The sequence below is a fragment of the Lacticaseibacillus boliensis genome, assembly GCF_054784775.1.
The window spans coordinates 1-19,443 of sequence record NZ_BAAIHN010000044.1; the positions used below are offsets into that span (position 1 = coordinate 1).

The 19,443-nt window shown below is 55.4% G+C and carries 15 protein-coding genes and 1 pseudogene; 5 read left to right on the forward strand and 11 right to left on the reverse strand.

Features of this window, described 5'->3' with window-relative positions; all coding sequences use genetic code 11:
* Window positions 1-191: 191 nt before the first annotated feature.
* The 4 genes from ACYVRB_RS12905 to ACYVRB_RS12920 form a co-directional block, all read right to left on the reverse strand.
* On the reverse strand, window positions 192-1,277 hold the full coding sequence (locus ACYVRB_RS12905; protein WP_461215852.1) for an amidase family protein: 1,086 nt from the start codon (window positions 1,275-1,277) through the stop codon (window positions 192-194).
* A gap of 15 nt (window positions 1,278-1,292) precedes the next feature.
* Complete coding sequence (locus ACYVRB_RS12910) at window positions 1,293-2,651, reverse strand: NCS1 family transporter (RefSeq protein ID WP_461215853.1); 1,359 nt, start codon at window positions 2,649-2,651, stop codon at window positions 1,293-1,295.
* Window positions 2,651-4,042, reverse strand: a complete 1,392-nt coding sequence (allB, locus tag ACYVRB_RS12915) for an allantoinase AllB (protein WP_461215854.1) — start codon at window positions 4,040-4,042, stop codon at window positions 2,651-2,653. Before allB ends, ACYVRB_RS12910 begins: the two co-directional genes overlap by 1 nt.
* A gap of 194 nt (window positions 4,043-4,236) precedes the next feature.
* Window positions 4,237-5,811 (reverse strand): PucR family transcriptional regulator, encoded by a 1,575-nt coding sequence (locus ACYVRB_RS12920; protein WP_461215855.1) that lies wholly within the window; start codon window positions 5,809-5,811, stop codon window positions 4,237-4,239.
* Between the two features lie 173 nt (window positions 5,812-5,984).
* Here ACYVRB_RS12920 and ACYVRB_RS12925 point away from each other — a divergent pair, with 173 nt between their 5' ends.
* The 4 genes from ACYVRB_RS12925 to ACYVRB_RS12940 all read left to right on the forward strand — a co-directional run bounded on the left by ACYVRB_RS12925 (window position 5,985) and on the right by ACYVRB_RS12940 (window position 10,822).
* Window positions 5,985-7,190 (forward strand): M20 family metallo-hydrolase, encoded by a 1,206-nt coding sequence (locus ACYVRB_RS12925; protein WP_461215866.1) that lies wholly within the window; start codon window positions 5,985-5,987, stop codon window positions 7,188-7,190.
* A 22-nt stretch (window positions 7,191-7,212) separates the two neighbouring features.
* The gene (locus ACYVRB_RS12930; protein ID WP_461215856.1) at window positions 7,213-8,436 is read left to right on the forward strand and encodes a pyridoxal-phosphate-dependent aminotransferase family protein; all 1,224 of its coding nucleotides are present in this window, start codon (window positions 7,213-7,215) and stop codon (window positions 8,434-8,436) included.
* A gap of 19 nt (window positions 8,437-8,455) precedes the next feature.
* The gene (locus ACYVRB_RS12935) at window positions 8,456-9,688 is read left to right on the forward strand and encodes a dicarboxylate/amino acid:cation symporter (protein WP_461215857.1); all 1,233 of its coding nucleotides are present in this window, start codon (window positions 8,456-8,458) and stop codon (window positions 9,686-9,688) included.
* Between the two features lie 141 nt (window positions 9,689-9,829).
* Window positions 9,830-10,822 (forward strand): aldo/keto reductase, encoded by a 993-nt coding sequence (locus ACYVRB_RS12940; RefSeq protein WP_461215858.1) that lies wholly within the window; start codon window positions 9,830-9,832, stop codon window positions 10,820-10,822.
* A gap of 100 nt (window positions 10,823-10,922) precedes the next feature.
* Here the strand turns inward: ACYVRB_RS12940 and ACYVRB_RS12945 are convergent, their stop codons facing one another.
* From ACYVRB_RS12945 to ACYVRB_RS12970, 6 genes are all read right to left on the reverse strand, one after another.
* Window positions 10,923-12,350 (reverse strand): glycoside-pentoside-hexuronide (GPH):cation symporter, encoded by a 1,428-nt coding sequence (locus tag ACYVRB_RS12945; protein WP_461215859.1) that lies wholly within the window; start codon window positions 12,348-12,350, stop codon window positions 10,923-10,925.
* Window positions 12,351-12,361: 11 nt separating this feature from the next.
* Window positions 12,362-12,601, reverse strand: a complete 240-nt coding sequence (locus tag ACYVRB_RS12950) for a hypothetical protein (protein WP_461215860.1) — start codon at window positions 12,599-12,601, stop codon at window positions 12,362-12,364.
* 956 nt (window positions 12,602-13,557) lie between these two features.
* Window positions 13,558-15,021, reverse strand: a complete 1,464-nt coding sequence (locus ACYVRB_RS12955; RefSeq protein ID WP_461215861.1) for a UDP-glucose--hexose-1-phosphate uridylyltransferase — start codon at window positions 15,019-15,021, stop codon at window positions 13,558-13,560.
* 1 nt (window position 15,022) lies between these two features.
* Entirely contained in the window at window positions 15,023-16,015 is a 993-nt protein-coding gene (gene galE / locus ACYVRB_RS12960; RefSeq protein WP_461215862.1) for a UDP-glucose 4-epimerase GalE, read from the reverse strand.
* Between the two features lie 257 nt (window positions 16,016-16,272).
* Window positions 16,273-17,436 carry a galactokinase gene (locus ACYVRB_RS12965; protein ID WP_461215863.1) on the reverse strand — a complete coding sequence of 388 codons (1,164 nt, stop codon included), beginning with the start codon at window positions 17,434-17,436 and terminating at the stop codon, window positions 16,273-16,275.
* A 36-nt stretch (window positions 17,437-17,472) separates the two neighbouring features.
* On the reverse strand, window positions 17,473-18,462 hold the full coding sequence (locus ACYVRB_RS12970; protein WP_461215864.1) for a LacI family DNA-binding transcriptional regulator: 990 nt from the start codon (window positions 18,460-18,462) through the stop codon (window positions 17,473-17,475).
* A 132-nt stretch (window positions 18,463-18,594) separates the two neighbouring features.
* On the opposite strand from ACYVRB_RS12970, the gene ACYVRB_RS12975 reads away from it, so the two are divergent.
* Entirely contained in the window at window positions 18,595-19,053 is a 459-nt protein-coding gene (locus ACYVRB_RS12975) for an NUDIX hydrolase (RefSeq protein WP_461215865.1), read from the forward strand.
* Window positions 19,054-19,328: 275 nt separating this feature from the next.
* On the opposite strand, the pseudogene ACYVRB_RS12980 reads toward ACYVRB_RS12975, so the two are convergent.
* Window positions 19,329-19,443 (reverse strand): annotated as a pseudogene (locus ACYVRB_RS12980) (IS30 family transposase); the annotation flags it as partial.

Sequence of the window (19,443 nt, forward strand, 5' to 3'; positions counted from 1 at the left end):
CTAGCTTTTGGTTTCGACGCTTAGAGCATAGCATGGGTAGCTTTGTAGGTGTCCTTTTAATTTGTCATTTTAAAAAGGGCCTACACTCTCGGCGTTGGATTTCTCCAACACCAGAAAGTGTAGACCCCTTTTTTTTAGTTTCAGTTTAGACAACAAAGCCTTCTCGAAAAATCGAGAAGGCTTTGTTTGCTTTAATGTTGGCCAATACGTACCTGTGTGGCGTATGTGATCAATGCCGCGTCGCTCCCTTGAGGCCCGATGAATGAGCGTCCGTAACCGTGATCGGGAATGGTGACTTGCGGGCAACCCGCCAATCCGGCTAGGCTGGTGAGACGTTGCGTCTGGTAACGCAACTGTTCGCCGCTGAGTTTGGAGGCGGTGAGCGGCAGTGGCCCCAAGCTGGTTGGCAGTTCCAAAACCGCGTCTGCCAGCAAATCGTTGAGATACTGGCGCCAGGATCGCTGGTATTTTTTGGCGGCGTAGTAGGCCTTGTCATCGGCGGCAAACTGGCGGGCCGCTTCGAAGTGAGCGCGGATGTCGGCGCCTAGGTGAGGCTGATGGGCGGCCAGCCAGGAACCGTAGTGATGCCAGGCTTCATACCCTTGAATGCGTTGAAAAGCGGCGAGCAAGGCGTCTGCGTTGAAATCCGCCGGGAGTTCTAATGGCGTCGCATCTGACAATGGTGTGGTGGCCAGCGTATAGGCACGTTTTGGTCGCCATGAAGCAGTCGGTTGCAAGACGCTGCCGACGAGCGTAAACACCGCGGGGTCTTTGGCGAGGATGCCGACCGTATCTAGACTGGGGGCCAAGGGGGCGACACCGGTCAAAGCGGCCGGTTGCCAAGTTGGCCGCAAGCCGTAGAGGTCGCAGTGGCTGGCCGGGACTCTGATGGAGCCGCCGGTGTCAGTCCCTAAGGCAAAATCGACGTCACCTTGCGCAACGGCGCTGGCAGAGCCGGCACTGGAGCCGCCACAATAACAGTTGGGATAGGCGGGGTTGAGTGGGGCGCCGTAGTGGTGATTGTCGCCTTTGACAGAGAACATGAATTCGTCGGTGATGGTGATGCCGCAAAGCATGGCACCTTGGCGCAGTAGCTCTGTGATGATCGGGGCGGTTTGTCTGGCCGGTTTGTGGGTCCGCAGCCAAGTGGGATTGCCCAAGCCGGTAGTACGCCCGCTGATAGCGATCACGTCTTTGACGGCGAAGGTAAGGCCGCTCAAGGTGCCTGAATGCGTCGGGGCGAGGGTGAAATTATCAGAGATGTAAGCAGTGCTCATAGGCGCCCTCCTTGATTAATCGCGTTGTTCGTGATGGATCCGGTTGAGCAGGAAATAGCTGATACCGCCGGCCGCAAAGCCGATAAACCAGGAAAGATCGACCTGAAGCAGCGCACAAGCGGCACCGATCGCCAAGGCCAAGGGAGCGTTCCAGCGGCTAGCAAGTTGGGTCGTCGAGTCATAGAGGTGCTTGAGGTTGACGTGTTGACGCCGCTCGAAGTAGTATTCCAGCAAAATGATCGCGGTCATCGGGCCTAAGAAGATCGAATAAGCGTGGATGAAGGTGTTCAAACCTGCGGAGCTGGTATTTTTGACCAATAGCCAAGGAAACGAACCGGCGGCCAAGGCGCCCACGATGGCCAGCGCCCAGCCTTGCGGGATCTTGAGCAGGTTGGTGAGGACATAAGTTGGCGGCATGATGTTGGCGACCATGTTTGTCGTGATTACCCCTAACACGATGAAGATCGAGATAAACAAGGTGACTGCGCCGTTACCGAAGAGATGCCCCATGGCGTTGACGGGGCTGGAGATGCCGGTGACGACCGCCAGCATCGCGCCGGTGAGGATCGTGATCCCGTAAGCAACCAGGATCGGGATGAAGTACAAGAAGCCACGAACGTGATCGCTTAACCCCGCCCGCAGCTCTCGAGAGTAATCGGCGGCGGATTCAAAAATCGCGGTGTAGTTTCCTAAAAAGGCCAAGATGAAACCGAAGAACGTGAGGCCCCAGTGACCTTGGACGTGAACGAGACGGGTGGCAAGCAGCGTTTGGTGTTGGGTGACTAAGATCACGAAGACGCTGACTAAGGCCACCATGACGATCGCCGAGATGATCGAGGCAACGATTTTGATCGACTTGAAGCCGTGCAAGGCTAAGGCGATCTGTAAGATCAACAAGATCCCAAAACACACGGCGGTGTTGTGGAGCGTTCCGTGCGAACAGATCATCAAAATCTGATCGAGGGCCAAGGCGCCGGTCCAGCTTTGGAAACCAAACCAGACGATCGCCGGCACCCCGCGCAAGAGGCTGGCGGCTTTGGCGCCGCGGATCCCGAAGGACAAACGTAATTGCATGACATACGGGGCCCCGGTCCGGTAACCGAAGCGGTCGTTCAAAGCGAAGATGACCGCGATGATCAAGATCGCAATGCCACTGGCGAGCAAGGTTTGCATGAGGTTCATGGTCGCCACGCCGGCGACAACCAGCGAAGAGCCCAACGTGATATTACCAATGTTGAAACCATCACCTAACCACATCGCCATGTAGCTGATGATACCGACGTGGCGTTTGGCTGCAGGAATGGGTAACAAGTCTTCCGCGACGGGTTCTGGTGTGGGTACAGTTTTGAGGTGGTCGTTGATGGTGGTTTGCATTATACGGTTACCTCCTTACGGGTCAGCTGGTTGGTCAAGAACTTACCGGCGGCAGGGGCAGAAGTGATGCCGTCAGCAAGGGTGAAAATGGTTTGCCCGCGCAGGATCGTGCGGGTCACGCGGTCGTGGATATGGAAGCCGACATAGGCGCTGAGCTTGTTTTTATAGTAGAGATCGCTGGTTTTCAGGACATAGTCTTGGGTGGGATCCAAGAAGATCAGATCCGCGTCTTTACCAGGAAGCAAGGCGCCTTTGGCTTTGAGTCCGAAGAGTTTTGCCGGACCCGCGGCGATCAGGTCGACGAATTGAAGCAGGGACAGTTTGCCGCTGCGGACGGCGACGTCGTAAAACAAGTCGACGTTGTTTTGCGCGCCTGAGATGCCACCCCAAACATCAAAGATGTTGTCGTTAGGGTTGGCCTTCATGCTGGCAGGCGCAGGGGAGTGGTCTGAGGTGACCGCCATCACGTTGCCTGCTTGGACCTGTTGCCACAAGCTGGCTTGAACCGCCGGGGTGCGTAAGGCTGGGGAGCATTTGGCGAGCGGGCCGATACGGACGAAATCATCGCTAGTCAACGCGAGGTAGTGGACGCAGGTTTCACAGGTGACGTCTTGGCCGGCGGCACGAGCGGCGGTGACGGCGGCGACGGCTTCACCGGTTGAAAGGTGGACGAAGTGGAGTTTGCAGCCGGTCATTTTGGCAAAATACAAGGCGCGCTGGACGGCTTCGACTTCGACTAACGGCGGCCGCGAATCGACGTAATCTTGGATCTGGGTGTGCCCGGCGGCGATTGCTTCTTCTGCGAAGCGGTCGGTGAGTACCGGGTTTTCCGCGTGTAGCGAAAGGCGTAGGCCGGTTTTGGCGATGGCTTGCATGCCGCGGAACAGCTCGTAGTCGTCGACGTTTTTGAAATCACCGGGAATGTCGGTGCCGGTGGTCGCCATGAATGCTTTGAAACCGGCGGCACCGCTGGCGGCCATCTTGGGAATCTCATCGAGGTTGCCTGGTACCAAGCCGCCGTATAACGCGAAGTCGATGTATGACTTGCCGGTCGCGATGTCGCGGTGAGCGACGAATTCGCGTTGGGTCATCCGGGCGGGCAAGGCGTTCAGGGGCATCACGACCATGCTGGTGGTGCCGCCTGCGGCCAAGGCCTGAGAACCGGTGTGATAATCTTCCCAGTCGCTGCGCCCGGGCTCGTTGATGTGAACGTGGGCATCGACCATGCCCGGTAAAACGAGTTGGCCGTGCGCGTCGATCACCTGCTTGGCGTCTTGGTGTAAGTCGGCCCCGATCGCGACGATCTTGCCGGCCTGAATCGCGAGTTCTTTGTCTTCTACTGCGGTAGGCGTTACCAGTCGGCCGTTGATAATCACTGTGTCATATGCCATGAAGGCCATCTCCTTTGCTTTGTTGATGATGCTTATTATGGCGGCTGGCACAAGGCGTTGCATTGGGCGGCGTCGCTAAAATTAGTCACGCGCATTGGCTTTCGTGACTAATATTGGGCGAATATCTGACATGAGACACGAAAAACGGCACTAAGCGCGATCCAGGTGAGGATCGTGCTTAGTGCCGTTTTAATTCATTGGTCTTGGAGCATTAAGGCGAGGTTGAGACGTTCGTTGCTGACAGGGTCTTGAAAGTCGACCTTGAGGATCTGTTTGATCTTTTGGAGCCGGTAAGTCACGGTGTTGCGATGGATGAACAGATCCTTGGCGACGGCGTTGATCTGCAGGTTGTGGTAGAGATACAGCCGCAAGGTGCGCAACAGTTCTTGGGCTTCGGTGTGATTGTCGAGCGTCAGCAAAGGCCCAAGCATCTCTTGCACAAAAGAGCGGCTTTCGATTGCAGGAATCAGATGCAGCAACTCTGCCGCTTTTTTGGGGCGAAACTGCATGACGGTTTGGGGATGCTGTTGGGCGAGGTGTGCCGCCTCGACGCCTTCTTGGTAAAGCGCAGGCAACTCTTTGATGGCAGAACACGCTTGGCTGTAGCCGATGCTGAGGGTGTATTTGGTTTCGAGGTTGGCAACTAAAAAGTGGTGCAACGCGGTCAACAAGTGTCCTGGTGCCTGGGGAGCTTGAATGAACAAGACGATTTGTTGGTCGACGACGAAAACGGTGACTGGCAGGCTGTATTCTGTAACGAACCACGTGACCAGGCGGAAGACGCGCTCGACTTGATGCAAGGTGATCAAGGTGCCGGCAACCGCCGCGCCAACGGTAATCACGGCGCAGTGGCCTTTTTGCGTGATCGTGAGGTCGTAGTCTTTGAGCCGCCGCCGCAAGAGGCCTTCTGTGAGGGTGCCATGCAGCATGTTGGCAAAGAAGTTGTTGGCCATGTGCTGCGCAGAGGTGTTGGCGACATCGGTGCGTGAGTTCATCAAGCTCAAGACGTTTTGAATCTGCTGAAGTTGGAGCTGTTGCACCGGCGTTGGTGTCGAGAGGTCGAATAAGCCGATGAAGGCCTTGTTTTCCGGATACATCACCATCAATGGCAGGATCGTGACGTGGTGTTGCAGGCAAGAAACCGTCACCTGGTGATCGAGGTTGGCATAATCCAGGCCGCAGGTGCCCAAGGCCTTGGAAATCGCCTGGCGCTGATCGCTCAACGCCTTGCTACTGTGACGAATCATGAAGTGGCTGTCTAACAAAACGATCTCGTGATCAAACCACGAAGCGATGGTTTCCAAGACGGTATCGTAGTTGGCGTTGGCCATGCCTAACGCAGACAGCTGCTGGTTTTGTTCGATCGTGCGGCTGAGGATCAGCGCGTCGGCGTTGATGACGACTTCGGTCAGCTGTTTGACGACCTGGCTGAGATAGCTGTTGGCCGGCGTCACGATCAGCGGCAAGCCGACGCGATCTGCGGTCGCGATGACGTCAGGGGGGATGTGTTTGAAGTAGCGGTCGGCCTTGATTCCAAGGCCGGCACAACCGTGGGCGGCCATGGCCTCAATCAGATGGTCGAGTTTGGCGACGTCTTGATAATAATGATAGCCGGTCGTTAACAAGAGCTGGGCCGGGACAAGGTATTCTTCGATGTCCGGTGCTTCGATCAACCCGATCGCGTTCACCTGTCGATCTAAACCGTTGCGCCCGCCGAGGAGGGTAATCGAGACTAACGCCGGGTCGTGTAACAGCTGATTCATTCGCATTTAGCCATCCCCTTTCTATGGAATTGGGGTCATTTTAGCATAAGCGTGAGCGAAATACCTTTGTGCATGGTAGCTAATCGGACACGAAAGCTTATTAATTCTGCCCAATGGCAAACGTCGTTAAGGCGGCTAGAATTCAGGATAAATCAAGGAGCGTGATAGCCGTGAAAGAAATGAAACTTAGTCCAGTCAGCACAATGCTCGATCAGCTTGGACAAATTGGCCGTGATCCTGAAGGCGGCGTCACCCGGTTGGTGTATTCAGACGCCTGGGTGATGGCCCAGAAGTTCTTGCTGATGCAGGCGAAGCGTGCAGAGATGCGCGTGTCTGTCGATCGTTTTGGCACAGCATACATGAGCTATCCCGGCACAGACGGCAAGCCCGCCGTTGCGGCAGGTTCGCATGTCGACACGGTCCACTGCGGAGGCCAGTATGATGGCGCTTATGGCGTCGTCGCCGCGATGCTCGCGATGCAATCGTTGGAAGCAAAATATGGCCGCCCCAAAACAACGATGACGGCGGTAGCGTTCAATGAAGAAGAAGGGAGCCGCTTCCCGATCAGCTTCTCTGGATCGTTGCACTGGAGCGGGACGCAAGACGCGGATGATGAGCTACAAGACGCCGACGGGGTGACTTTTGGGGCCGCCAAAGCCGCCGCGATGGCACAATTGGCGACGGTCGTGCCGGTTGCTGAGCAACCACTGCCGCAAGAGTTCTTGGAGCTACATATCGAACAAGGCCCGCAACTGGAAGAACAACACATCCCGCTTGGGGTCGTTTCCGCGATCTGCGAACAAAAGCGGTACACAGTGACGATCACAGGCCAGGCCAATCACGCCGGGACGACACCACAACACTTACGCCACGACGCGTTAAAAGCCGCCAGTGCCGCGATCATGCAACTCGATCACAAGGCGCAAGCACTTGGCGAACCGTTTGTTTTCACGGTCGGCGAATTCTCCGTGACGCCGGGGTCGTCGAATGTGATCCCGGGCACCGCCCGCTTTACCATCGATATTCGCCATCCCGACGCGACCGTCGTCGATGGCTTCGAACAAACCATTCATGAGGTCTTGGCCAACTTACCAGGCGTTAAAGCCACGTTAGACTGTTGGATGGACTCGCGCCCGGCAATCATGGCGCCGCGTTTGGTCAAACAATTCCAAGAGATCATCACCGCGCGGGGATTGGCTTATCTCGATCTTCCTTCCGGGGCCGGGCATGATACCCAGATCATGAATCAGGTGGTGCCGACGGCGATGCTTTTTGTTCCTAGCCGCGGCGGCATCAGTCACGCCCCAGAAGAATACACCGCACCCTCGGCTTTGGCCTTAGGCGTCGAAATCCTTGAAGAACAACTGTATCGTGAATGCTACTAACGACAACTAAAGGAGACTTATCATGAGTGAATTACAAATTGCAAACCGGTTGATCATGACGCCAGGACCAGTGATGGTCGACCCTCGAGTTTCCCAGGCGATGAGTAACCAGATCTTAGGCCAGTTCGATCCGGATTTTACCTCGATCATGAACGACACGATGGCGCTGATCCGACAGAGTTTTCACACCAGCAACCACTGGGCGTTTCCGGTGGACGGTACCAGCCGTGCCGGCTTGGAGGCCGTGGTCGGTAGCATTGTCAGCCCCGGAGACCATGTCTTGGTTCCCTGCTGCGGGCGCTTCGGGGCGTTGTTCGTCGAGTTGGCGACGCGCGCGGGTGGGATCGTTGAAACCATCGAGAAGCCTTGGGGAACGGTATTTGCTCCGGAAGAAATCATCGCTGCCGTGAAAGCCAAGAAGCCGAAGGTGGTGCTGATCGTCCATGGGGAAACATCGACCGGCCGCTTGCAGCCGCTGGAAGGAATCGGGGAAGCCATCCATGAATATGGCGGCTACCTCGTTGTCGACACGGTGGCGTCATATCTCGGGGCGCCGGTGCTGGTCGACGACTGGCAGATCGACGCGGCAATCGGCGGCGCGCAAAAGTGCCTGTCGATCCCGTCAGGTATCACGCCGCTGACGTTCAGCGACCGCTTTGCAGAAGCAATCAACCGCCGCAAGCGGGTCGAACAAGGCGTGCGTACCACGGCTGACAGCGAGCACGACAGCTATATCACGAGCAACTACTTAGACCTCACCCAGCTGCAAGATTACTGGTCTCCGCGGCGGCTAAACCATCATACCGAAGCGACGGCGGCGGTGTATGGCCTGCATGAAGGCCTGCGCTTGGCTTTAGGAGAAGGCTTGGCCGAACGCTGGGAGCGGCACGCGCGGATTCATCGTAGTCTGAACGCCGCCTTGAAGGCGATGGGGTTGGCGATCTATCACGAAGGCGATCACGAGATGCCGATGGTGACTTGTGTTCAGATCCCGGCTGAATTAGGCGACGGCACGGCTTTCCGTGCAGACTTGTTGGCAAAATTTGGCGTCGAGATCTCCAGTTCGTTTGGCAGTCTGCAAGGGCGGATCTGGCGGATCGGGACGATGGGTTACGTGGCCCAACGCGGTTTTGTCATGAACTTCGTGGCCTTGTTCGGGGCAGCGCTTCTGCAAGCGGGCGTTTCGGTCGACGTGAAGGCGGGACTAGATGCCTTCGAAGACAGTCTGGCGCCGGTGATGGTGTAAACATAAGGAGGTAAACGGCATGCGACATCTCAGCTTATTGAGTCAAATCATGATCGGGATCGTGATCGGTGGTGTGGTCGGGTTGCTTTTGGGTGAGCGGGCGGCCGGGGTCGCCGTGCTCGGGACGATTTTTCTCCGCTTGGTTCAAATGGCGGTGATCGTCTTGATCTTAGGCGCGGTAATCGAAGCAATCGGCGGGTTAAAAGCAGATCAGCTTGGTCGCGTAGGGGTGAAAACCATTGGCCTGTTTCTGGTTACGACGGTGCTTGCTGCTGTCATTGGCCTCGGTATCGGGTACCTTGTTGACCCCGGCGTCGGCCTGTCGCTCAGCGCCAAGTCAACTGGGATCGCGGCGACGCATCTGACGGTATTGGGCATGGTCAAAAACTTCATTCCAGACAACATCTTTGCGTCTTTGGCCAAAGGAAACATCATCCAAGTGATTATTTTTGCCTTATGCTTCGGTGGTGCGCTCAACGCGCTGAACCGTGAAGGCAAATATCAAAGCGTGTTGACCGGGATCCATCAACTCAATGCAATCACGATCCGGATCATCACGATGATTATGAGGCTGGCGCCTATCGGCATTGGTGCGTTGATCGCCCAGGTGGTTGGCGTCGACGGTTTGGCGGTAATTTTGCCGCTGGTCAAGTTCTTAGGCGCGTTCGCAATCGCAAGCGTCTTGTTCTTGGGCTTGTTGTTCGTTAGCGTGAGCTGGTATGTCCGCATGCCGTTGAAACAATTGTTGCGAGGGTTCGAGCGCATGATATTATTGGCGCTGACCACGACGTCGAGCGCGATTTGCTTGCCGATCGAAATGCAAGACGCCAAAGAAAAACTAGGCGTGGATGAAGACACCGCTGATCTGGTGTTGCCGCTGGGGATGTCATTGAACTCTAACGGTTTGGCGATGTTTCTGGCGCTGGCGTGCCTGACTTTGGCCCAGGTTTACGGCTTATCGTTAGGGCTGCCGATGATGGTGCGGGTGGTTGCCTTAGCAGTCTTGGCCTGCTTGGGGACCGTCGTGGTTCCTGGCGGCGGTCTGGTCGCCTTGACGATCGTTGTGCCAACGCTTGGCCTGCCGCTGTCGAGCATCGCGTTGTTGGCTGGGATCGAATGGTTCTCCGGCATGTTCCGCACGGTGTTGAATGTCGTCGGCGACACCACGACTGCGATGGTGGTAAGCGCCAGTGAGACCCGCCGCGAGAGTCATGCACATACCCAAACGGTAGTCGCCAAGGCGCCGCGATAAAAAAGTACAGCAACGGCCATGGACTAGCTGAGCAGCCAGCCCATGGCCGTTTTAGTGGGGATCGGCGCGTGTTTCACGTGGAACCGCTTCGGTTGAAAGTGGTATACTGGGTGCGCTTACTTAAATTAATGAGGTGATTAGATGTATCAACCAGATTCGCACCGCTACGACACGATGCCTTATCATCAAGTCGGCAACAGCGGCTTGTACTTACCGGCGGTTTCGCTTGGCTTGTGGCATAATTTTGGGTCCGTTGATCCAATCGAGAACCAAGAGGCGATCGTCGAGGCCGCGTTCGACCATGGCATCACCCACTTCGATCTCGCCAATAATTACGGGCCGAAGCCGGGGAGTGCCGAGCGTAACTTCGGTCAGATCCTTCACCGGCAGCTTGCCGCCCACCGCGACGAGCTGATCATCTCCAGCAAGGCGGGCTACGAGATGTGGCCTGGGCCTTATGGCAACTGGGGATCGCGCAAGTCACTGATCGCGTCTTGTGATCAGAGCCTGCAACGGTTGGGACTGGATTACGTGGATATTTTCTATCATCACCGGATGGATCCTAACACCCCGTTGGAAGAAACGGCACTGGCGCTGGATCAGCTGGTGCACCAAGGCAAGGCGCTGTATATCGGAATTTCGAACTATTCACCAGACCAAACCAAGGCGATTGCCAAGATCTTCCGTGAGTTGAAGACGCCTTTTGTCATTCAGCAACAGCGCTATAACATGTTTGCCCGCGAGCCGGAAAACGGCTTGTTCCAGACGCTCGATGACGAGCATCTCGGCGCGATCACCTTCAGCCCGCTGTCGCAAGGCCTGTTGTCGGATCGCTATCTCAACGGTATTCCCGCAGACTCGCGCGCCGCGCGTCCGACCAGCCCGTTCTTGCAGCCGGATAAGGTCGAAGCCACGCTGGCCACGGTCAAAAAGCTGAACCAGATCGCAGAAAACCGGCACCAAAGCCTCAGTGCGATGGCATTGGCCTGGAACCTGCGTCACAAGGCTGTCGCCAGCGTCTTGATCGGCGCTTCGCGGGTCAGCCAGCTAGAAGAAAATCTGCAGGTGCTCGATAACCTGACGTTTACCAGCGACGAGTTGGCGGCGATCGATAAGGTTTTGGCGGAAGCATAAGCATTGACATAGAGACGACGTTCAGTTGAAACGTCGTCTTTTTAGTTGCAGCGGCTACGCAAAAACCCCGCTGAACGCTCAGCGGGGTTTAAGTAATTGATTAAGCTTGGGCCTTCTCTTCCGCGCGGAGCTTGCGTTCTAGATCGCGGACGATTTCGGTATGCCGGGATTCGCTCAGCTTGACCTTAGTCGCGTAAACGAACGCGCTGAGGATCAAGAGCACCATCGGTATGTAGAACATGTAGGTCTTGAAGACGGTGAGTTCACCAGAGGTGATGCTAGATGGCTGCGCGTTGCCCACCATGCCGGCGTGGACGGCGGCGAGGCCGACGACGCCCATGGCGATGGCACCGGCGAGTTTATCGATCAAAGGCCGCACAGACAGCGTCACGGATTCGTTGCGGGTACCGTTTTTCCATTGGCCGTATTCGACAGAATCGGTGATCGTCATCAAGGCGGCCAGGAAGATCATCGGGTACGGGAAGAAGAAGACGGCGACGGCGATAAGTACCATGGTGATGTTGGTGCCGGCGAGCAAGAACAAGAGGTAGCCGACGAACATCATGGCGATGCCACCGACAAAGATGCGTTCGCGGTGAATGAGCGCGACCAGTGTTGGGAAAAAGATAACGGAGACGATCCCAAGAATCGCGGTGATGACCCCGACCAGCCAGAACTTGTTGGTGGCGCCAAGGACGTAGGTGAAGTAGTAAGCGGTCAAGGAGTTGGTGACCACGTAGCTCAACGCGAACAGGAAGTATGACAGGGACAGCCACATGAGCTGGTCGTTTTGCCCGATCACCTTGAAGACGTCACGGAAGCGGACGTGTTCGGTGTTTTTACGCAAGAGGTTTTGCTTTTCCTTGGTGCCCAGCGCGACGGCCAAGGCGCCTAAGAAGGAGATCAGGCCGATGACGGTCGCAAAGCCCAACCAGCCGGCGCGAGTCTTGGTGTCGCCTGAGGAGTGTGAGAACGCCTGGGAGAAGAAGATGACCAGCGGGTAGATCACGATCGGAACGCCTTGTGCGCCCAGTGTCGAGCCGAAGCGGCCGATCGTGCCGAACGTCGCGCGGACTTTGGAATCAGTGGATAATGCCGGTAACATGGACCAAAATGAGATGTCTTTGAATGAATAGAAAATGTCCAACACGATGAAGGCGATCCCGAACAGCACCAGATACAACATCGGTTGGCTGGTTGCCAGGCCTCCAAAGTTGGTGAAGATCAGCATCAGCATCAAGCTGCTGATGGTCGCACCGGTCAACAGCCAAGGCTTGAACTTGCCCCAGCGTGTCTGGGTGTTGTCGACCATACCGCCGATCAAAGGATCGCAGGCGATTTCCGCGATGCGGATCACGGTCATCATCAAGGTGACGTAGCCGATCATTTTGGTGTTGAAGGCTTTGTTAGCGGTGTCAAAAAGCTGGCTAGTAACAAAAAGCATGAAATACGTGCTTAATGTTGCGTAGAAGGCATCATGGCCAAATGCCCCTAAGGCGTAAGATGAATATTGGCGAAGTCTTTTCATGATGATCCCTCCTAGTAGCGGCGTTCCATGATCTTCTGTAAGATCTTGGAGCGTTGTTCTTCTTTGGCGATATCGAATTGGGTGCTTTCAAGGTTGTTGAAGTCTTGGATCATCAGTAGCGCTTCAAGGTAGAGGCGCAGCTGGCGTTTGATGTAGACTTTGTTTTCTTCATCGGGCGCCTTAGGATTCCCGGCGAGAATCGTCCGGGCAAAGACTTCAGGATCGATCGTAATTTTGTCTGATTTGTTCATGTGGGCATACCTCGTGGGATGATTGTAGTAAACTTTTACCTGATTTAGGTGCCAAACCAGTCTATATCAATAACGTTGAATATTTAAGTAAGCGCTATCTATAAAGGCTGAAACAACGTTCTAAATTGGGTATATTCATATCTTACCGCAAATTAGTAAAATGTAAACCGTTAATTTTACTTAATTGAAGTAAACTTTTACTTTGGCAACGTTTTGATTGCGCGATATTTGTTGCGAACGTTGCCATTGTCACGTTTACAAAGATGATTTCATGCGGAATGGGGATCTCTTTTTTACGCGGCTACGGACGGATGTGGACGAAAGTGACTCCAGCAGGATCAATCTGTCGTGGAGAGGGTGCTCGATGGCGCTAACTCTCCGCTTCGCTTCGAGTGGATCTCCACCTGTGCCTTGCTGTAAGCGACAAGTCGCTAACAGCAATCTCACCACGTCAGATCGATCTGCTTCCGTCACTTTCGCCCACACCCGGGATCTGCGTATCAGGATTCTTTAGTTTAACAACCATATCGAATTTCCAAGCAATTTGGATTTTGTCAATTCTATATCGTATTTTTCGGTAATGGTAATCTTCGTGAGTTTGCATTTAGAAATTCATCGGGATATGCAACTAGGATGTAAGCCCGGAAGGAGGAAGGGGGACAGCGGTGCGTAGGCGGAAAGGTCAGTATGCCGTGACAACAACAACGCCTGTGAGACAGCACAGCTGGCTTACCGGGGTTGTTGTCAGCAATTTTGGAGATGCGAAGCAGCTTCAAAATTAGTTGTAAGACTGCGAAGCAGGCTGGAGACGGCCGCATAGCATACTGACCTTTCCGCCGTAGCAGAGCTATCCCCCTTCCTCCTGGAGGACACCGCGTACGTTTTTATTATCGAACACAATGTACAACAAAAAGGACGCGACCTTGACGTCGCGCCCTTAGGTTGGTGCTGTGAAATTACAATGCGTTGATGAAGCGGGCAAAGGCGGCTTGGCCGTCTTCGGTTTGCTTGAAGACGCCGGCGTCTTCTAAGACACGGGCGAAGACGCGACCGACAGCTTGGCGGAGCTGACCTTCAGCGTTGGCTTTTGTCCAGGTCTGAGTCTTTTTGAGTTCGTCTGCCCAGGCTTGGTGCATAGGCGCGATCTCATTGGGTTCGTCGAGCAGATACTTCTGCACTTCAGCCAGCTCAGTGAGCAGGCGGGCTGGCAGGATCGCCAGGCCCATGACTTCGATGAGGCCGATGTTTTCCTTCTTGATGTGTTGCACATCTTGATGTGGATGGAAAATGCCATCGGGATATTGTTCAGAAGTCTGGTTGTCGCGCAAAACCAGGTCGAGCTGATAGTCTTCGTTGTCGCGGCGCGCGATCGGGGTGATCGTGTGATGCGGCGTGCCATCTTCAGCGTGCGCTTTGATGTCGACGCTGGCGTCGGAGTAGTTTGCCCAGGCCGCACGAATGTGTTCCGCAGCGGCGGCAAGTTGGGTACGGTCGCTGGCGGTCAGGCGGATGACGCTCATCGGCCAGTGCACGATGCCAGCTTCGACGTCTGGATAGTCGGTCAGCTTGAAGGACTTTTCAATCGGCGCAACGGCCATGGAGAAGGTGTGGCGCCCGCCTTGGTAATGTTCGTGGGCGAGCATCGAACCGCCAACGATCGGCAGGTCCGCGTTGGAGCCGACGAAATAGTGCGGCAACAGCGTAACCAGATCCAGCAAGTTGTTGAAGGTCTGGGCGTTGATGTGCATCGGTTCGTGGACTGCGTCTAGGAAAATGGCGTGCTCGTTGAAGTAGGCGTAAGGCGAATACTGGAAGCCCCAGGTCTTGCCGGCCAGCGGAAAGCGGATGATCCGGTGGTTAGCGCGGGCAGGATAATCAAGCCGCCCGGCGTAGCCTTCGTTTTCCATACACAGCTGGCAGGCCGGGTAACCGGACTTAGCCGCATGCGCGGCCGCGGCGATCGCTTTGGGGTCTTTTTCCGGTTTGGAGAGGTTGATGGTGATCTCCAAATCGCCGTATTCAGTCGGCGTGGTGAAGCCAATGTTTTTGGCGATCGCGCGGGTCTGGATGTAGTTGTTGGCGCGGGAAAGGTTGAAGAACCAATCGGTCGCTTTCTTCGGAGCGTCTTGGTAGAGCTGCCAGAAATTGGCGTTAGCGGTGCTCGGCGTCGGGGTACCCAAGGCCATCAGCTCAGCTTCAAGAATCTGGCGCTTGGGCAACAGGTCTTCGATGGTGCCGTTGTCGCAGGCGGCTTGGACCAGTGCATCGAGGTTGTCTAGTGGATCTGCGGCGGCAGGCACTGTTTCAGCGGCGTCACCGACGAGGTTGCGCACGCGGTTGACCAGATAGATGCGGTCCATCGGGGTCAGTGTGGGATCAAGCTGTAGGCAGTAATCAACATGGGATTCAATAGCGTTCATTTTACTTATCTCCAAAGCCTTCTGGGTGTGTTTGGTGCCAGTTCCAAGCCGTGGCGATGACTTGTTCAACGTCATCAAACTTTGGCTGCCAGCCGAGGATCTTGCGGGCCTTGTCGGAGGCGGCGATCAAGGTGCTTGGGTCGCCGGGGCGGCGCGGGCCGATCTTGGCTGGGATCGGTTGGCCAGTCACTTTGCGTGCGGCGTTCAAGATCTCCAAGTTGGAGAAGCCGGTGGCAGAACCGAGGTTGAAGGCCTGCGACTCGTTGCCGTCGCTCAGGTACTTCATGGCCAAAATGTGGGCGTCTGCCAAGTCGACGACGTGCACGTAATCGCGGACGTTGGTGCCGTCTTTGGTCGGGTAGTCGTCACCGAAGATCTGCAGGCCATCGCGTGTGCCGGCGGCGGCTTGCAAAATGATTGGGATCAGGTGGGTTTCTGGATGGTGGTCTTCACCGATAGAGCCGTCTGGCATCGCGCCGGCGACGTTGAAGTAACGCAAGGCCACGAACTTGATACCGTAAGCGACATCAGCCCACTTGATGATTTTTTCCATCGCGAGCTTGGATTCGCCGTAAGGGTTGGTCGGGATCTGCGGGTCGGTTTCTTTGATCGGGACCTGCTTAGGTTCGCCGTATGTCGCGGCCGTCGATGAGAAGACGATCTTTTTGATGCCGAACTGGTTCATCGCTTCCAGCAGCGTAATCATGCCGCCGGTGTTGTTGTCGAAGTACTTCAACGGATCCTTCATCGATTCTGGCACGATGGAGAAGGCCGCAAAGTGAATGATGCCGTCGATTTTTTCTTGGGAGAAGACCTGGCTCAAGAAGTGGTAGTCGCGGATATCGCCTTGATAAAAGCGGGCCTTAGGATCGACCGCGCGTTTGTGGCCGGTAATCAGGTTGTCGAGGACGACCACGTCTTCGCCAGCCTTAACGAGTTGGGCAACGGTGTGGGAACCGATATAGCCGGCGCCACCAAGAACAGCAATAGTCATATAGAAATACTTCCTTTCATGAAGGCAACAGGCTACGGAACCGTTGCCAAGGGGGATTCAAGTTAAGTTAGTTGATGCTTGTTTTATCATATCATCGATTGCCAGATAGGGTGGCTACGGACCACACAGATTTGGCATCGTCGAGCTCCGCAAAGAAACGTGATTGCATATAAGTCGTTCCGGTCGCGCACTGGCGTTGCCAGCACGCACCCAGACCGTCTTATATCCATCGCTAAAACCGCTTTGCTCCGCTCTGGTTACAGAGCTTTCGGACCGTCTGCGATTTCTGCGACGTAGAAGTCTGCGGCGTAGCCGATCTTGTCTTGGTAGGCCTTGCCAACGGCTTCTTTGACGGCGTTGACCGCGTTTTTGTTGACGATGGCAATCGCGCAACCACCGAAGCCGGCGCCGGTCATGCGAGCACCGAGGACGCCTGGTTGTTGCAAGGCGGTTTGGACCAAGGTGTCAAGCTCGACGCCGGTGACTTCGTAGTCGAAGGCGAGGCTGACGCCGGAAGCGGAAACCAGACGGGAGAAGGCTTCAAGCTTGCCGGCCTTCAAGGCGTCGACGGCTTCCAGCGTCCGCTGGTTTTCCAAAACAGCGTGGCGAGCGCGGCGGATCAAGGTCGCGTCGTAGATCAGGTAGCTGTATTGGTCGAAGGTTTCCGCGTCCAGATCGCCTAAAGACTTGATGTCGAGCTTGGTTTGCAGGCGGGCGAGAGCTTCTTCACATTCGCTGCGGCGTTCGTTGTACTTGGAGTCCGCGAGTTCGCGGCGCTTGTTGGTGTTCATGATCAAAATGACGTTGTCGCCAAGTTCGACTGGCACGGATTCGTATTCCAAGGTGTTGGTGTCCATGAAGGTCGCGCGGTTGGCTTTGCCCATCCCGATGGCAAATTGGTCCATGATGCCGGAATTGACCCCGATGTAGTTGTTTTCAACTTTTTGCCCGAATTTGATCAGGTCGAGCATCTCAAAACCAGCGTTGAAGGTGTCGTTGAGGATCTTGCCGGCCAACAGTTCCAAGGAGGCGGAAGAAGAAAGGCCCGCACCGTTTGGTAAGTTACCATAGATGTAAACATTCAGCCCTTGGGTGAGTTTGGCGCCGTTTGCGATCAGCACTTGCGCCATGCCTTTGAAGTAGTCGCTCCATTTGTGATCGGCGGCGGTGTTGATCTGATCCAGCGGGATCTCGATGATGCCGTTGTTGGTGAAGTTGCCAGAGATCAGGCGCAAGGCGTTCTGGTTGTTGGGAGCAACTGCGGCGTAGGTGCCGAGGCTGATCGCGCAAGGGAAAACGTGCCCGCCGTTGTAGTCGGTGTGTTCACCGATCAGGTTGATACGGCCTGGGGCAAAGTAGAACTTGGTGGCAGCGGTGTTAAAAGCGTCGGTGAACCCTTTTTGCAACGTTTGTTTATCCATGATAGTTCCTCCTAAGGAATGTTTTTAAGTAAAAAGTTAACTCTGTCTTAGCACCAGTTCGCTGGCAAGCGTCAGCTTCACCGGTTGCGTGTAAACGCCAGCAATCAAATCATCCAGCAGGTGCACCGCGGTTTGTCCCATTTCGGTGGTGGCAACGTGCACGGTGCTGAGTGCCGGGGTCAGGAAGCGACCGACGGCGAGATCGTTGAAGCCAACCACCCGGACTTGTTCAGGCACGGCGACGCCGGCTTCTTGTAAGGCCTTGATTGCGCCGATCGCCATCGGATCGTTGGCCACGAACCAGGCAGTCGGGCGCTCGGCTTCCGGTGTGTCTGCCAACGCCTGCTTCATCGTTTCATAACCGGATTCGGTGGTGAACTTCCCGGTGACTAGCTGCGGCTGCTTGGCGCCGGCACCGAGCAAGGCACTGGTGAACAAGGCTGGTCGCAAGTCGTTGAGACGCTCGTGATCGCGGGTTTCTTCTTGGCCAGCTAGCATCCCGATACGGGTGTGACCAGTTTTGACGAAGTAGTTGGCGATGGCGGTGAGTGGCGCGGAAAAATCCGGAACGACGCACGATACGCCGGCGCCAAGCACGTCTTGGTCGATGACGACCAACGGCTTGTTGAAGGCCTTGAAATTGGCGAGTTGCGCCGGGGAATACTTACCGATCGCGATGATGCCGGTGAGGGTGTTGGCGGCAGGGAGCTCGTCACCCGGGAAGACCCGGATGAGATCGTAGCCGTCTTGGCTTAGCTGGTTTTCAACGCCCCAGCGGATCGCGCGGTAATAAAGGTCGTTGTTTTCGTCTGCTTCTGTGTACCAAGGCATGATCGCCACCGTACCACCAGGCTTGGTGCCGCTACGCTGGTGCTTGGTGTAATTCAAGGCTTCTGCCGCCTCGAAGATCCGTGCGCGGGTGTCGGCGCCAACTGATAAGGTGGAATCTCCGTTCAAAACTCGGGACACGGTTCCGACGGCGACGCCTGCCTGTTTGGCAATGTCTTTTAAAGTTGCGATGATCATACCTCCTTGAGCTCGGATTAAGTGTAACACATTTTAAGTAAAAGTTTAACCGTTTTCATGGTAAAATTTTACCAAGATGAATTCGGTGTGTTGTGGCATACTGACGGCATCGACTAAAAAGGAGGAATTCGCATGGCAAACTATATTCAAACGCTGCGGGCAAAAGTCGGGCACATGCCGGTGATCTTGACGTCGGCTTCAGGGGCCTTGCTCAACGACCGCCAGCAGGTGTTGTTGCAAGAGCGCACCGATACCGGCGACTGGGGCTTTCCTGGCGGCTATATGGAATACGGGGAGACCTTCGAACAAACCGTGGTGCGGGAGTTCAAAGAAGACGCCGGCTTGGTGGTGGCACCGCAACGGCTGTTGTTGTTATCAGATAACGATCAGTACACGTATCCCAACGGTGATGCGGTGCAGCCAATCAACTGCTTGTATCTCGTTAAGTACGTCTCCGGCGAGTTGTTGGCAGACAAAACGGATGAGACCACGGGGTTACGATATTTTGACGTCGAGCGGCCGCCACGGTTTTTCAACGCGCAACATGCCGCGATGATGGCGGCAGTGGCGCGGGTGGTGCGAGGAGAATAGAAGCATTCTTAATAAAACTTGAGGTTAGACTGAATGGATACTGCTGTATCGGCTTGTCCATTTTTTAGTGGAAGGCCCTTCAGCTTCCAAATCCACTCTATCCCGCCACTAAAGAGCCTGGACGTGCTGGTTTTAGCCGTCGCGTGCTTTGAGGCGCGCTGAAAAGCATGTCGATGCTGAGGTGCTCTTTCCAACACGCCGGAGGGCCATGAACGCGGCCGCCGTCGATCGTGTGGAACTTGGTTTCTTCGTGGGCTTTTTGTCACGACGAATTGTCAACTCAAGTGCAACTTTTTACCCATGAAGACTTCTGATGGCGTCTTCCAGCCTAAGACCTTGCGTGGTCGATTATTCAGTTGTTCAATGTAAGTCTCAATTTCCTGGTCGCTC

Bases quoted from the DNA above. Each gene is read 5' to 3' on its own strand.
- ACYVRB_RS12975 (WP_461215865.1), top strand. From the start codon at position 18,595: ATGGCAAACTATATTCAAACGCTGCGGGCAAAAGTCGGGCACATGCCG.
- ACYVRB_RS12965 (WP_461215863.1), bottom strand. From the start codon at position 17,436: ATGGATAAACAAACGTTGCAAAAAGGGTTCACCGACGCTTTTAACACC.
- ACYVRB_RS12930 (WP_461215856.1), top strand. From the start codon at position 7,213: ATGAGTGAATTACAAATTGCAAACCGGTTGATCATGACGCCAGGACCA.
- ACYVRB_RS12935 (WP_461215857.1), top strand. From the start codon at position 8,456: ATGCGACATCTCAGCTTATTGAGTCAAATCATGATCGGGATCGTGATC.
- ACYVRB_RS12945 (WP_461215859.1), bottom strand. From the start codon at position 12,350: ATGAAAAGACTTCGCCAATATTCATCTTACGCCTTAGGGGCATTTGGC.
- ACYVRB_RS12950 (WP_461215860.1), bottom strand. From the start codon at position 12,601: ATGAACAAATCAGACAAAATTACGATCGATCCTGAAGTCTTTGCCCGG.
- allB (WP_461215854.1), bottom strand. From the start codon at position 4,042: ATGGCATATGACACAGTGATTATCAACGGCCGACTGGTAACGCCTACC.
- ACYVRB_RS12910 (WP_461215853.1), bottom strand. From the start codon at position 2,651: ATGCAAACCACCATCAACGACCACCTCAAAACTGTACCCACACCAGAA.
- ACYVRB_RS12925 (WP_461215866.1), top strand. From the start codon at position 5,985: ATGAAACTTAGTCCAGTCAGCACAATGCTCGATCAGCTTGGACAAATT.
- ACYVRB_RS12920 (WP_461215855.1), bottom strand. From the start codon at position 5,811: ATGCGAATGAATCAGCTGTTACACGACCCGGCGTTAGTCTCGATTACC.
- ACYVRB_RS12905 (WP_461215852.1), bottom strand. From the start codon at position 1,277: ATGAGCACTGCTTACATCTCTGATAATTTCACCCTCGCCCCGACGCAT.
- ACYVRB_RS12970 (WP_461215864.1), bottom strand. From the start codon at position 18,462: ATGATCATCGCAACTTTAAAAGACATTGCCAAACAGGCAGGCGTCGCC.
- galE (WP_461215862.1), bottom strand. From the start codon at position 16,015: ATGACTATTGCTGTTCTTGGTGGCGCCGGCTATATCGGTTCCCACACC.
- ACYVRB_RS12955 (WP_461215861.1), bottom strand. From the start codon at position 15,021: ATGAACGCTATTGAATCCCATGTTGATTACTGCCTACAGCTTGATCCC.
- ACYVRB_RS12940 (WP_461215858.1), top strand. From the start codon at position 9,830: ATGTATCAACCAGATTCGCACCGCTACGACACGATGCCTTATCATCAA.